This is a genomic window from Variovorax paradoxus (assembly GCF_902712855.1).
GTDB lineage: Bacteria > Pseudomonadota > Gammaproteobacteria > Burkholderiales > Burkholderiaceae_C > Variovorax > Variovorax paradoxus_Q.
In genome coordinates this window covers 817,008-829,323 of record NZ_LR743508.1, presented here as the reverse complement: position 1 = coordinate 829,323, position 12,316 = coordinate 817,008, and the positions used below count along the sequence as shown (strand labels likewise).

Below are 12,316 nucleotides of genomic sequence, written 5' to 3'. Positions count from 1 at the left end.
CGTGCAAACGCAGCAGCAGCAGCAGCCACAGCCGCACGCGGTGCCGACCGATGCGGCGCGCTGCGTGGACGGTGTCCTGCGTGCCCGCCGGTCCGTTCGCGCCTACCGCCCCGAGCCACTGCCGCTGGCCACGGTGATGGACATCCTGCAGGCGGCGGCCGCCGCGCCGAGCAACTCGAACACGCAGCCGTGGCGCGTGCATGCGCTCGCAGGCTCACCGCTGAAAGCACTGGGCGACGATCTCGTCGCGGCTTCCAGGCGCGGCGGCTTTCCAGCACCCGCGCACTTTCCCGATCCGCTGCCGGACGAACTGTGCGCGCACCAGGCGGACTTCGCCGAGCGCTACTACCGCACCCTGGGCATCGACCGCGAGGACGCACCGGCCCGCAGGGCGCAGACCGAACGCAACTACCATTTCTTCGGCGCACCCGTGGGGCTGATCTTCAGCATCGACGCACGCCTGCAGCGCCACAGCTGGCTCGACCTCGGGCTGTACATCCAGAGCGTGATGATCGCGGCCAAGGCACGCGGCATCGACACCTGCCCGCAGGTGTCGTTCGCGCCCTTTCATGCGGTGATCGCACCGCACCTGCAGATGGCACCCGGCGACATCACGGTCTGCGGCATGTCCATGGGCCATGGCGATGCCGAGGCGCAGGTGAACCGCATGGAGATGCCGCGGTGGCACGTGCAGGCGTTCGTGCGGCACGCGGGGTTCTGAGATTCATTGTTGCGCGCCATGAAACATCGCGATGCGGCCGCGCCGTCTTCCCCCTCGAGCATGCCGTGCCTAGCATCAGATCCAGTGGCCCTCAGCCCGAAGACCACACCGTCCGCCATATCGATCACGGGGTGAGCACATGAACCAGGCACAGCTTCAGCAGGAAAACGCCGACCATCAAGGCCGCGGCGGCGTGAGCGCCGAGAACCGCTCGTTCGGATTCCGGCCCGCGTTCCGCAACGCGGACACGGGCAACGTCTATGCATCGCGCTTCGCGGACGGACGGCTCGCGCCGGTCCACGTGATCGACGGCCTGCCCGACGAAGTGGTGGTCGCGCGGTCGGCCACCGGCAAGGTCACGTGCGTGAAGGCGAGCGTGCAGTCGGGCTTCGTGCGCGACGGCTGCTTCTATGACCGCGCGGCGGCCGCCGCCTACCTGGCACGCCGCATGGACGACATCGGGCGGCAGGCCTGGGCGTGAGGGTCCGGCTTTTTTCCATTTCCTCGAGGACGCACGCGGTTTCGGCCAGGACCAGGCCGATGCATTCGCGCTCCGGCCGCGCCGTGGAGACTCCGGCATTCGGTCGCACGCACATGAAAGACCGACCTGGACCGGCCCACTAGACTGGTGCCTTTTCGAGGGAGGAACCGTGCAACACAGCCCGATGCAGTACGCGATTTTCGTGAGCGGAAAAAAGGGACAGGAGGTGCTGCACACGGCACCGGTGGCCGAGCACGACGCGCGCTATCTCGGCGAGCGCGCGCTGCCCACGCTGCAGCCGCTGGACGACGAGACCTACCTGAACGGCCCCGCCATGATCCTGCACACGGGTGCCCGGTCCAGCTATGTGCTGGACGGCCACGACCTGCTCTGGTGCGTCGAATGGGAGCCGGGCCTGCTCGTGCTGCGCTTCTCACCCGATGGCCGCATGGCATGGACGGCGCTGCGTTCGCCGGTCCCGGGGTTTGGCGGACGCAAGCCGATGCCGCAGGATCTCGAGGGCTACGACGAGGATGCCGAAGACCCGCAATACAACCTCGTCTTCCACGCATGGGATGCGCAGTTCGACGAATTCTCCCGCGAGCATTTCGGCTTTGCGCCGGCCGGCGACGAGGCGATTCAACGCCATGCCTCGGCCTTGCGCCACCCGGACAGCCTTGCGGGCCAGGCACGGGCCCGCAACGCCAGGGAGCAGAAGGCATGGATCGCCGAATGCCAGCGCCGCATCGCAAGCTGGGCCGGCGAGGGGCTGCGGCTGGGTTGACGGCAGCGGCTAGGGCTTGCCGGGTTGCAGGTAGCCCGAATAGCACTCGGGACTCTGCTCGCTGCCCTGCACGCAGTCGGAGTGCCGGTACAGCGTCTCGATCTCGATCACCGGGACCGGCTTGCCTAGCAGCACATCCTGCCCGGTCACGCGGCCTTCCAGGCTCAGCAGGGTGTATGGGGCCACGAGGTTCCGGTCGTACCCGCCCGCGCCGCACGCGACGAACTGCTGCGCATCGCGGGGCCACTGCAAAACGCCTCGTGCATCGAAGGTCGCATGCAGCATGGTGAAGCACTGGCGGCCGCCTTCACGCGCGTCGATGGCATTGATGCCGCCGCTCCAGCGCACCCGTGCGCCCAGCGCTTGCGATGACAGCGCCTGTGCTGGCGAGAGATCCACGGCCTGCGGCCTCGATGCGGCTGCAGGCCCGTCGGGCTTGCGATCCGTTCCGGCCGCCGCGCGCGGTGTGGCGGGCGCTTCGTGGCTGGCGGGTGTATGGCAGGCAGCCAGCAAGGCCGCGGCACACAGCGCGGCAGCGATCTGCGGGTGTCGATGAAGGAGCATCGCTGCATCGTACTGTGACGATGCATGCGGCCTGGCGCCGCCGGGTGCGACCTTCGCTTCGGCTCGCCCGGCCGCTGTCACCCCGCCAGGGCGGCCAGCTTCTTTCTTGCGCTGTGAAGAAAACCCGTCCGCTCCATCGGCGCCTGCGCCTTCGAATCGCCCGGCTTGATGATCTCGAAGGCTGAACCGTCGGCGAGTCTGGCATGGAGCGAGTCGCGCGCGGTCAGGGCACCGTAGCGCGTGTGCGAGATCACGTGCACCGCGAAGTTGCGCCTCGTGGCCCTCGACAGCTTGTGGATGGCCTCCGACATCGCCGACTGTTCGGGTGCCTTCTGGCCGTGAACGATGAGTACCTCGATGGTGCCCGCATCGTCCTCGCCGAGCACGAACGCCCGGAGGACAGAGTCCTTGAACCGGGAGCGCAGCATCGCGCGCAGCGGTTCCGCCCCGGCGAAGGACTTCAGGGCGATGCTGCGCAGCTCGGCATGGAAGATGAACTGCGAGTTGACGCCGAACGCCTCGGGCTCGTCGCCCCGGGCCTTGTGGCGCGTGAGGATGCCGCTGGTGACGAGATGGTCGAGCGTGCGCTGCACCTCGTCTTCATCGAGCCGGGTCGCCTTGGCGAGCGCCCTGACCGGGAACTGCGAGTCGGCGCCGGCGTAGGCGACCTTCAGGAGCTTTTGTACTTCGGGGGAAAGAAGAAAGTCGGCAGCGCTCATGCGTTCGGTGTGCGGCGTGGATTCGCGAAGAGGAAGGACGATGAAGGAGTTCGCCGGTCCAGGCTGCATCCGGGCAAGCCGGCAGTCGAGAACGCGAACGGCAAACCCTCATCGTAGTTGCGACATCGGCCGGTCCGGCAACGAGACGTTGCAGGCCCGGCCATGCAATGTCCGTGGGCTATGCTGCACCCCCCTGTTTTTTTTGATTCTGGAACGTCCCGATGGAAGAAGTGAAGATCCTGCAGATCATGCCCGCCGATGGTTGGGTTGCCGTGTACGACGGCGGCGACGAAGGAGAGATGGAAGAGCCGCTGGCCTGCTTTGCACTGGTCTCTGCCGACTACCAGAACGGCGAGGGCCCGCAGACCGAGGTCCGCGGCATGTCGCCCGACGGCAAGTCCATGGTCTTCGTGGAAGACGCCTCGAACTTCGTGACGATCCGCCCGGCCGAGGAAGAGGCCGAGGACGAAGACGACGAGGAAGAAGGCACCGGCAGCGACGACTGAACGTCGCGAAGCGGTGGCACGGGGATCGAGGCGATGCCCGTGCGCCGCAGGCGCAACGCTCGCCTAATTCCGCTCCCGGACAATGCGCGCATGCTGCCGCGCCATCGCATCGTCCCGCTCATCGTCGCCTCGCCCCTTTTCCTTCAGAACCTCGACACCTCGGTGATGGCCACGGCGCTGCCGACCATCGCGCATGCGCTCGGCGTGAGCGTGCTGCACCTGAACCTGGCGATCACCTCCTACCTGCTGAGCCTCGCGGTGTTCCTGCCGGTGAGCGGCTGGTTGGCCGAGCGCTTCGGGGCCAAGCGGGTGTTCTGCGTGGCGGTGGCCTTCTTCTCTCTGGGTTCGACGCTGTGCGGTGCGGCCCAGACACTGCCGCAGCTGGTCGGGTTCCGGGTGCTCCAGGGCCTCGGCGGCGCGATGATGCTGCCGGTGGGCCGGCTCATCCTGCTGCGCAGCGTGCCACCGGCGCAGATGGTGTCGGCCATGGTGTGGTTCACGGTACCTCCCGCCTTCGGACGGCTTGCGGGTCCGCTGTTCGGTGGCGCGATCGTCACTCTGACTTCGTGGCGCTGGATCTTTCTCGTCAACATTCCCTTCGGCCTGATCGCGATTGCCGGCGCGCTGCGCTTCATCAACGACACGCCCGAAGACAGCTCGCCCGCGCCCTTCGACCTCGAGGGCTTCGTGCTGCTGGCGATGGGCCTGACCGCACTGCTCGGCAGCCTCGAGATGGTGGGCAAGGGGCTGCTGCCGGCACCGGCGATCTGGGCGATGGCGGGCTTCGGCGCGCTGGCCTCGCTGGTCTACCACCTGCGAAGCCGCGGCAAGGCGAATCCGTTGATCGACCTGGGCATCCTGCGTTTTTCCACCTACCGCGCATCGATCGTCGGCGGCACGCCGCTGCGCATCGCGATCGGCGCGTCGCCTTTCCTGCTGCCGCTGATGCTGCAACTGGGCTTCGGACTTTCGCCATTGGCATCGGGCAGCCTGACGATGGCGACGGCACTGGGCTCGCTGGCCACGCGCACGGTGATGGCCAGGGCCATTCGCACGGTCGGATTCCGTCCGCTGCTGGTGGGCGCGACCTGCCTCACGAGCCTCTTCTACCTGAGCTGCGGCTACTTCCGGCCGGGCACGCCGCACGTGCAGATCTTCGTCACGCTGATGTTCGGCGGACTGGTCAACTCGATGGCGATGGTGTCGCTGCAGACGCTGGGCTACTCGCAGATTCCGAAGCCCCGCATGAGCCATGCGGCCACGCTGAACAGCATGGCGCAGCAGTTGTCGCTGAGCCTGGGCGTGACGCTCGGCGCCACGCTGGTGACGCTGGCGGCCTGGTGGAACGGCAACGGCGCGCGCGGGCTGACCGCGGAAGATTTTTCCCCGGCGTTCGGCGTGGTGGGCGCCATGACGCTGCTGTCGCTGCTCTCGTTCACCAGGCTCTCGAAAGACGAGGGCGCGGGGCTGCGCTGAGCGTGCCGGCTACGCCACCGCTGCCAGCAGGCTGGCGATGCCGATGCCCAGTGCGGCCAGCGCGTCGCCGGCAATGAGGCCGCCGCCGAAGAGCGACGCGCTGCCCATGTCCTGCGGCGCGTCGTGCCGCGCGGGTGCCCGCGACGACCAGAGGCTGCCCGCGACGCCGCCGGCGCCGAACCACAACGCAGTCGGCAGGTTGATGAAGCCGCCGAACGACAACGCGTAGGGCGAGGGCAGCACGATCGCGTCGATCACGAAGCTGCGCGGGCGCAGCCACTTGCGCAGCGCCTCGATGGCCAGGCCCGCCACGATGCCGACGCCGATGGCGGTGCGCTGGAACGGCAGGTCGTCGGTCAGGCTGCGCAGCACGCCCACGAACTTGTAGGTCATGGCGGAACTCCACTCCGGCGGCTGCTGGCCAGCCTTCATCACGGTCTGATCCTGCAGCAGCACCGGATACGCCGCCATGAAGAGCCGCGCGAACACCACCGCCAGCACCGCGCCCACGACGACGCCCAGCACCTGGTAGCGGAACTGCACCACACGCGAGGTTCCGAGCCGCCAGCCGGTGGAGCGGTCCTGCTGCATGTCGCAGGCCACGCTGGTGGCCACCAGCAGCACCGCGCCGGCCATGAGTCCTGTGCCCGGGTCGCGCAGGCCCAGCGCGGCAAGGATGACGACGGTGACCACGAACGCGGACGAGATCGGGTTGGAGTCGCTCACGCCCACCGAGATGCCGTTGACCAGCGCGAACAGGAACACCAGCGCCACGGCCACCGCCAGGAAGAACACCGGCTGCCCCAGCAGCCAGTGGCCGGTGGCCACCACGGCGGCCGCCCAGCACAGCACCCAGAGCACCAGGCGCAGCGTGTTGACGCGGCGCCAGTCGCCGGATGCCGGTGCCGATGGCGGCTCCGATGCATCGCGCATCGCGGCCTGCCGCCGCCCGCGCGGCAAGGCGTGCGCGAAGATCAGCGCCATGTCCACCAGCGCGGCGCCCATGATCGCGCCCAGCGCGATGAGGAACATGATCTTGCGCGGCGGGTCGCCCGGCTGGAGCCAGCCGATCGACACGAAGTACGGCTGCAGCACCACGCCGATCAGCGCGCCCGTCACGGCCGGAATGCCGATGCGCGCACCCACGACCAGGCCCGCGCCGAAGGTGGAGGCCGACAGCCCGATCGCGCCCAGCACGGCCAGCCGGGCCGACGCCAGCCCGGCCACCACCCCGAGCCCCATGCCGCCGCCGAGCTGCAGCACCGAACGCCGCAGCAGCACGGGGTCGGTCAGCGCCCGCAGGATGTTGGCCACGGCCAGGCCCGACGGGTAGGCCAGGCGCATGCGGTCGACCAGCACCGGCGTGTAGAGCATGCCCACGCCCACGCCGAACATGCCGACGCAGCCGAGGTAGAGCACCATCTGCCAGGCCGGTGGTTGCGGCATGCCCGTCCACGCCATGGCCTGCAGCAGCACGCCCAGCCCGCTCATGCTGGCCACCGAGGCGGCGGCCGTCTGGATGAAGTTGGCGCCATGCCGGCCCGCCGCGCCGTAGCCCGCGGTCACGGCGGACCCGAGCAGGCCCGCCAGCACCTGTCCGCCGACGAAGAAGCCGATGGAGAAGTTCATGTAGGCCGCCGTCACGCCGGCCAGCGGCCCCAGCACGAAGATGCCCAGCGCTGCGAGCAGCAGGTGATAGCGCCAGGAGCCCTCGGCGGGCAGCCAGCGCCAGCGGCGGGTGGTTGGAGAAGAACCGGTGTCCATGGGCGGAATGATGTCGCATCGCACCCTTACGCGCGCGCAGCGCCGGTGAGCGGGCGTTCGACTAGCATTCCGGCCGTTGCGCACAACGCCGGGGCGCTCGCCCGCAACGGAAACGATGGAGCCTGGGAACCATGACGAACATCACCGACGGACCGCAGGAAGACGACAGGTCACCGGCGCCCGAAGCCGACCTCGCGGCGCTTCGAGGCTACTTCGACGAACTGGCAAGGATCGACCGCGAAGGCACGGCGCTCCTGTCGCCCGACGAGGTGATGGCACAGACCGCGCTCTTCGCGTACCACCCTGCCATTCGGCAGCTCGGCGGCCACGTACTCGACGACGCCGACACCAGCAACCACCATGTGCTGCTGGCAGCGCCGCCGCTGGCGGGCAGCGTGCTCTTCCTCTCGCATGACGGCGACACGCGCGTGGTGTTCGACGCGGTTTCTGCCTTTATGGAAGCCGTTCGCACAGCGCGCGAGAGGGACATCGACGTGCCCGACCTGCACCCGGCCGTTTCGCCGCCGGCCTCCGACCAGCAAGGCCTGGGCGCCTTCATCCGCAGCCTGCTCGAGAGCGGCGATGCGACCGAGCTGGTGGTCGCCCTGGTTCCGTCGCTCGACCTTCGGGACACCGGCCTGCTGGTGCAACTGGCGGAGGACGAGGATTTCTATCTCGGCGAAGCCGTTGCCCTCGAGATCGCGAAGCGTCCGTCGGCCGGGCTCATGCCGGTCGCCGAGCGGTGCGCTGCCCACCCGCACCCGCAGGTCGCGCAGGCGGGCGACCAGGCCGTCCACAGGATCCGCGCGCTGATGAGATAGCCGCGCAGCTACCAGGCCACCGACGCCACGCACCGGACCGGTTGTCCGGTCGCCTTCGGCTTCGCGGTGGCGGACCCATCGGTGCGCTTGTGAGACCAGGCTTCGGAGGCGCCGGACTGGGTCGAGCTCCACCGCTCGTTGTCGGTGCCGGCGAACCAGCCCAGGCCATGGTCGATCAGGTTCTTCTGCACGCTCGCACCTGCGGCACTGCAAGGCGTTCCCGAGCCCAGCTGGCAGATCGCCGGCAAGTACCAGTTCAGGCCCGCGAGCGTGCTCGCCTTGCAGGCCCCGGCCGCGTGGAAGGTGCCCGAGCCCATGGCGGCCAGCATGGCCTGGGTGTTGGCCGCGCCGTCCGTCAGCGAGACCGCGCCCGGCACGGCCACGCCCGTGCCCCAGTTGTAGTAAGGGCCGGGCAGCACGCTGAGATCGGCGCTGTCCACCACGGTCGCGACATTGGCGGCCGGCACGTCGAACACCAGGTAGCCCTTGAGCGAGAAAGCGACCGTGACGGTGCGCGCCGGCGTGTTGTCGCCCTGGATGCTCACCGCCTCGCCGGCCACATAGGGTGCCTGCGAGCTGAACGAGAGCGTGCAGTTCGCGCCGGGCGCGACGGCCGTGCAGGCGGAGTCGTCCACCGTCACCGCGCCCCAGCCGCCCGGCAATGTCGCGCGGACATTGAGCGCGGGCGCCGCGCCGGTGTTCGTCACCAGCAGCGTGCTCGCCGCGCCCTTGACGGCCACGATGACCGGCGACGCGGCAACCGACAGCGTGGTCGCTGCGCTCGAGCACACCACGCCCACGTTCGTCACGTTGACCGCTGCCACCGTTCCCGATCCGTTGCTCACGGTGCAGGTCTGCGCCGCAGGCTGGGTGAGCACGGTCACGTCGTAGGCAGCGCCGGCCGCGATCGCCGTGGCGAAGGTGAAGGACCCGTCGGCGTTCAACGCCAGGTTGTCGCCTCCGTTGTTCTGCAGCACGACGCTGCCCGACAGGCCCGTGACCGTGCCGCCCACGGTAGAAGTGTTGGCGGCGCAGGCCACGGCGACGTTCGTGACGTTCGCCGCGCCCATGGTGGCGCTGCCGTTGGAGACCGTGCAGGTCTGCGTGGCCGGCTGCGTGAGCACGGTCACGTCGTAGGCGGCGCCCTGCGCCACCGGCACGCTGAACGTGAAGGCGCCGTCGGCGGAAAGCGTGAGCGCATCCCCGCCGTTGTTCTGCAGCACCACGGTGCCGGCCAAGCCGGTGACGGCTCCGGCCACCGTGTAGGCGTTGGCCGCGCAGACGACGGCAATGCCGTTGACCGGGTTCGTGCCGACCGTGCCGCTGCCTTGGCCGACGGTGCAGGTCTGCCCCGCGGGTTGCGTCGCGACGGTCACCGCATACGCGCCGCCGCTTGCAATGGCTGTGGCGAATTCGAAGGCGCCGTCGCTGGTTGCCGTGAGCGTCTCGCCTGCATTGTTCTGCAGCACCACGCTGCCGACGAGGCCGCTGATGGTGCCGCCGATCTTCTGCGGCCCGGCAGCGATCGCGTAGCTGCGCGTCCACGGTGCGGCATTGGCGAGCGTGGCGTTGTCGAGCACGGCCTTCGACGGATCGAGCGTGAGCGACAGCGTCTGCCCGGCCTCGCAGTTGCCGCCGGAAAGCCGCGTCGTGGCCACCGTGCCGGTCGAGTCGAGCGAGGTGTTGGCGGCGGGCGGCGTGGTGCAGTTGCCGCCCACGGCGAAGAAGCCATCCGCCAGGCTGTTGATGCGCACGCTGTAGGTCGCGCTGATCCGCGTGGGCGGGGCCGCGCCCTGCGCGTCGTCGTCGATGGTGACGCTCGCCTGCCCGGCAGGCGTTTGCGCCGGCGGAAGCACGAACGGCACGAAGCCGGAGGAGCCGCCTCCCCCGCCGCCGCAACTTGCCAGCAGCAAGGCCAGTGCACTGGCACCACACAGATCGCGGATGCAACGGAACGTGGAACGGAGGTACATGGTCATCTGAATCCAGGGACGAGGTTGGAAAAAGATGCTAGCCAGCACCGTGCGCGGAACCCATCCCCGAAACCGGTTGAAAACACGCCCTTTCGCCATGGTTCGAGCGCCGCGGCAAGGCACATGCCAACAAACCGGAAGAAAAAAGTTCCAAGGTGAGGCCGAATTGCTGCAGCACATTCCCCGACGGGTTCATCGCACCCCGCCGGACTTTCCAAGAGCCAGCCGCAGGTATCCTCGCGGGCGCGCTGCGACGGTCCGCAGCAGGCCATTGACGGACGCTCCGAAGCATGGAAGACAAACATTCACGCGACCCCTGGATGGATCGGCCCCACGATGCGATGGCGGCATGGGAGCGCTCGCTGCGGCCCACGAAATCATCCAGCCTGATGTGGCCGCTGATCGGGGTGGCCGTGGCCGCCGGCGTGGCTTGCCTGATCTTCAGCAGTTGGCCAGGTGCAGGCCCGGTCCGCCGTGCCACGGAGCGCCCGGGCACTTCCGCACCTTCACCCGGCGCGACAGCGCCTGCAGCGCCGGCAGCGCGAATGGACCCGCAGCCGCAGCATGAGCCCGCTGCGCCACGCACGCAAAGCTTTGCGAAGTGCATCTCCGCTGCGGGAGCCATCAGCTATTCCGACGGCGCTTGCCGGCAAGGCACCAGAGCGGCGGCCGTGACGGTGAATCCCGATCTCAATCTGGCCGACGGAATGTCGGATGCCGAGAGGCAGGCCTCCATCCGCAACAACAGCGCCATCGCCCGATCCGTTGCCGAGCACGAGCGCCGCGTGGCAATGAACGTCGACGGCCCGAGCACGGAATGCGCAAGTCTCAAAGCGCTGATCGCGTCGATCGATGCCGCCGCGCTTCGGCCCCAGCCGGCATTCGAGCAGGACCGCCTCAAGGACGAACGCAGGCGCGCGAACGACCGGGTCTTCGCGCTGCGCTGCAGCTGAGCAGGCTGCAGGCCGAGGTCTCTCGGGTGCAGATGCCCGACCGCTGGAGCGTGCAAGCGCAACGCCGTTGCGCGAGCGTGGCGGCGCCTACTTTCCCTGGAGCAGCAACCCCAGCGGGGCAAGCGGACCGACCGACATGAACTCGTACTGCGCGAAGCCGCCGCTGGCGAGCGGCAGCGCCCCGATCGCGGCCCTGGCTTCATCGACGGAGCCGACATCCATCAGGAAGATCACGCCGGGCTTGTCGGTGCGATACCAGAACTGCTCGATCCTGCCGTCGAGGTAGAGCTTGAGCGTGTCCGGCACTTCCGTGGGCATCACCTGCTGCTGCTCGTCCGGCGAGAGCTGCCTGACGATGGAACCGATGGCGAGGACTTTCATGGAGGGACTCCTTGTGCAATGTTCATTGCGTGGTTGAGGAGCCACCGAGACTAGGCGCGCGGCGTCGAAACGCGAACAGTCGCAAACGACATCTTTAACGTCATTCCCGCCAATAAGATTCGAAGCGGATTCGCGCATCTCCAAGATCCGGCGATATAGTCGCGAACGACAAACCCGAGGTCATTCCCGCCATGCAGATCTTCGTGCTCGCCCTCGACGGCGTCTTCGACACCGGCCTCACCGTGATGCTCGACGCGCTCGGCCTGGCCCACAAGTTCGCAGCCTCGCAGATGGGTGGCGCGCTCACTTTCGAGGTGACGACGGTGAGCGTGCGCAAGACGGTTCGCACTGCGCATGGGCTGGCGGTGCCGGTCGAGCCGGTGACGTCGAGCCGGAGGCCGGACTGGGTCGTGGTCCCGGCACTGAGCACGACGACGCCCGAACTGCTGTTGCCTGCGCTCGAACGGCGCGACGTGAAGGAAGCCCGGCAGCTGCTGCGAATGTGGCACGCACAAGGCGCGCATGTCTCGGCCTCGTGCATCGGGACGTTCCTGCTGGCCGAGACCGGGCTTCTCGACGGCGGCGAGGCCACCACCACCTGGTGGCTCGGCCCCCTGTTCCGGCAGCGGTATCCGAAGGTCCTGCTGGACGAATCGCGGATGCTCGTGCCGTCGGGGCGCATCGTGACGGCGGGCGCCGCCATGGGGCACTTGGACCTGGCGCTCTGGCTCATCCGCAAGGCCAGCCCCGAGCTGGCCGCCGTCGTCTCGCGCTACCTGCTTGCCGACCTGCGCTCCTCGCAGGCGCCCTACATCGTTCCCAACCACCTGGCGCAGGCAGACCCCGCCATCCAGCGCTTCGAGCGCTGGGCGCGAGACCACCTGAAGGAAGGCTTTTCGCTGGACGAAGCCGCGAACGCGCTGGCCATGAGCCCGCGCACGCTGCAGCGCCGCTGCCAGGCGGTGCTGGGCAAGTCGCCGCTCGCGTACTTCCAGGATCTGCGGGTCGAGCGCGCAAGATCGCTCGTGCACGGCAGCGACCTCGACCTGGACACGATCGCGGCCGAGGTCGGCTATGCAGACGGCTCCACGCTGGGAACGCTTCTTCGCGATCGGCTGGGGCGAGGCGTGCGCGACCTGCGTGCCGACCTGCGCTGACGCCAGCGGGTGCGGG

13 protein-coding genes are annotated in these 12,316 nt (G+C 68.8%); 8 read left to right on the top strand and 5 right to left on the bottom strand.

Annotated elements, in window-relative coordinates:
* Position 1 precedes the first annotated feature (1 nt).
* The 3 genes from AACL56_RS30460 to AACL56_RS30450 all read left to right on the top strand — a co-directional run bounded on the left by AACL56_RS30460 (position 2) and on the right by AACL56_RS30450 (position 1,986).
* Positions 2 to 721 (top strand): nitroreductase, encoded by a 720-nt coding sequence (locus AACL56_RS30460; RefSeq protein ID WP_339093814.1) that lies wholly within the window; start codon positions 2 to 4, stop codon positions 719 to 721.
* A 139-nt stretch (positions 722 to 860) separates the two neighbouring features.
* On the top strand, positions 861 to 1,202 hold the full coding sequence (locus AACL56_RS30455; RefSeq protein WP_339093812.1) for a hypothetical protein: 342 nt from the start codon (positions 861 to 863) through the stop codon (positions 1,200 to 1,202).
* 184 nt (positions 1,203 to 1,386) lie between these two features.
* A complete protein-coding gene (locus AACL56_RS30450) occupies positions 1,387 to 1,986 on the top strand; it encodes a hypothetical protein (protein ID WP_339093810.1) in 600 nt (199 codons plus the stop codon).
* Between the two features lie 9 nt (positions 1,987 to 1,995).
* On the opposite strand, the gene AACL56_RS30445 is transcribed toward AACL56_RS30450, so the two are convergent.
* On the bottom strand, positions 1,996 to 2,550 hold the full coding sequence (locus AACL56_RS30445) for a hypothetical protein (RefSeq protein WP_339093808.1): 555 nt from the start codon (positions 2,548 to 2,550) through the stop codon (positions 1,996 to 1,998).
* Between the two features lie 77 nt (positions 2,551 to 2,627).
* Complete coding sequence (locus AACL56_RS30440) at positions 2,628 to 3,269, bottom strand: hypothetical protein (RefSeq protein ID WP_339093806.1); 642 nt, start codon at positions 3,267 to 3,269, stop codon at positions 2,628 to 2,630.
* Positions 3,270 to 3,490: 221 nt separating this feature from the next.
* On the opposite strand from AACL56_RS30440, the gene AACL56_RS30435 reads away from it, so the two are divergent.
* Positions 3,491 to 3,775 (top strand): hypothetical protein, encoded by a 285-nt coding sequence (locus AACL56_RS30435; protein ID WP_339093805.1) that lies wholly within the window; start codon positions 3,491 to 3,493, stop codon positions 3,773 to 3,775.
* 90 nt (positions 3,776 to 3,865) lie between these two features.
* On the top strand, positions 3,866 to 5,251 hold the full coding sequence (locus AACL56_RS30430; RefSeq protein ID WP_339093803.1) for an MFS transporter: 1,386 nt from the start codon (positions 3,866 to 3,868) through the stop codon (positions 5,249 to 5,251).
* Between the two features lie 9 nt (positions 5,252 to 5,260).
* On the opposite strand, the gene AACL56_RS30425 is transcribed toward AACL56_RS30430, so the two are convergent.
* Complete coding sequence (locus tag AACL56_RS30425) at positions 5,261 to 7,015, bottom strand: OPT/YSL family transporter (protein ID WP_339093801.1); 1,755 nt, start codon at positions 7,013 to 7,015, stop codon at positions 5,261 to 5,263.
* A gap of 131 nt (positions 7,016 to 7,146) precedes the next feature.
* Here AACL56_RS30425 and AACL56_RS30420 point away from each other — a divergent pair, with 131 nt between their 5' ends.
* Positions 7,147 to 7,836, top strand: a complete 690-nt coding sequence (locus tag AACL56_RS30420) for a hypothetical protein (protein WP_339093799.1) — start codon at positions 7,147 to 7,149, stop codon at positions 7,834 to 7,836.
* Between the two features lie 8 nt (positions 7,837 to 7,844).
* Here the strand turns inward: AACL56_RS30420 and AACL56_RS30415 are convergent, their stop codons facing one another.
* The gene (locus tag AACL56_RS30415; protein ID WP_339093797.1) at positions 7,845 to 9,809 is read right to left on the bottom strand and encodes a hypothetical protein; all 1,965 of its coding nucleotides are present in this window, start codon (positions 9,807 to 9,809) and stop codon (positions 7,845 to 7,847) included.
* 290 nt (positions 9,810 to 10,099) lie between these two features.
* On the opposite strand from AACL56_RS30415, the gene AACL56_RS30410 reads away from it, so the two are divergent.
* Positions 10,100 to 10,762, top strand: coding sequence for a hypothetical protein (locus tag AACL56_RS30410; protein ID WP_339093795.1), 663 nt, complete (start codon positions 10,100 to 10,102; stop codon positions 10,760 to 10,762).
* Between the two features lie 87 nt (positions 10,763 to 10,849).
* Here the strand turns inward: AACL56_RS30410 and AACL56_RS30405 are convergent, their stop codons facing one another.
* The gene (locus AACL56_RS30405) at positions 10,850 to 11,143 is read right to left on the bottom strand and encodes a hypothetical protein (protein ID WP_339093793.1); all 294 of its coding nucleotides are present in this window, start codon (positions 11,141 to 11,143) and stop codon (positions 10,850 to 10,852) included.
* A 191-nt stretch (positions 11,144 to 11,334) separates the two neighbouring features.
* Between AACL56_RS30405 and AACL56_RS30400 the strand changes: the two genes are divergently transcribed.
* Entirely contained in the window at positions 11,335 to 12,300 is a 966-nt protein-coding gene (locus tag AACL56_RS30400; protein ID WP_339093791.1) for a GlxA family transcriptional regulator, read from the top strand.
* Positions 12,301 to 12,316: the final 16 nt, after the last annotated feature.

Bases quoted from the DNA above. Each gene is read 5' to 3' on its own strand.
- AACL56_RS30455 (WP_339093812.1), top strand. From the start codon at position 861: ATGAACCAGGCACAGCTTCAGCAGGAAAACGCCGACCATCAAGGCCGC.
- AACL56_RS30450 (WP_339093810.1), top strand. From the start codon at position 1,387: ATGCAGTACGCGATTTTCGTGAGCGGAAAAAAGGGACAGGAGGTGCTG.
- AACL56_RS30445 (WP_339093808.1), bottom strand. From the start codon at position 2,550: ATGCTCCTTCATCGACACCCGCAGATCGCTGCCGCGCTGTGTGCCGCG.
- AACL56_RS30440 (WP_339093806.1), bottom strand. From the start codon at position 3,269: ATGAGCGCTGCCGACTTTCTTCTTTCCCCCGAAGTACAAAAGCTCCTG.
- AACL56_RS30435 (WP_339093805.1), top strand. From the start codon at position 3,491: ATGGAAGAAGTGAAGATCCTGCAGATCATGCCCGCCGATGGTTGGGTT.
- AACL56_RS30430 (WP_339093803.1), top strand. From the start codon at position 3,866: ATGCTGCCGCGCCATCGCATCGTCCCGCTCATCGTCGCCTCGCCCCTT.
- AACL56_RS30425 (WP_339093801.1), bottom strand. From the start codon at position 7,015: ATGGACACCGGTTCTTCTCCAACCACCCGCCGCTGGCGCTGGCTGCCC.
- AACL56_RS30420 (WP_339093799.1), top strand. From the start codon at position 7,147: ATGACGAACATCACCGACGGACCGCAGGAAGACGACAGGTCACCGGCG.
- AACL56_RS30415 (WP_339093797.1), bottom strand. From the start codon at position 9,809: ATGTACCTCCGTTCCACGTTCCGTTGCATCCGCGATCTGTGTGGTGCC.
- AACL56_RS30410 (WP_339093795.1), top strand. From the start codon at position 10,100: ATGGAAGACAAACATTCACGCGACCCCTGGATGGATCGGCCCCACGAT.
- AACL56_RS30405 (WP_339093793.1), bottom strand. From the start codon at position 11,143: ATGAAAGTCCTCGCCATCGGTTCCATCGTCAGGCAGCTCTCGCCGGAC.
- AACL56_RS30400 (WP_339093791.1), top strand. From the start codon at position 11,335: ATGCAGATCTTCGTGCTCGCCCTCGACGGCGTCTTCGACACCGGCCTC.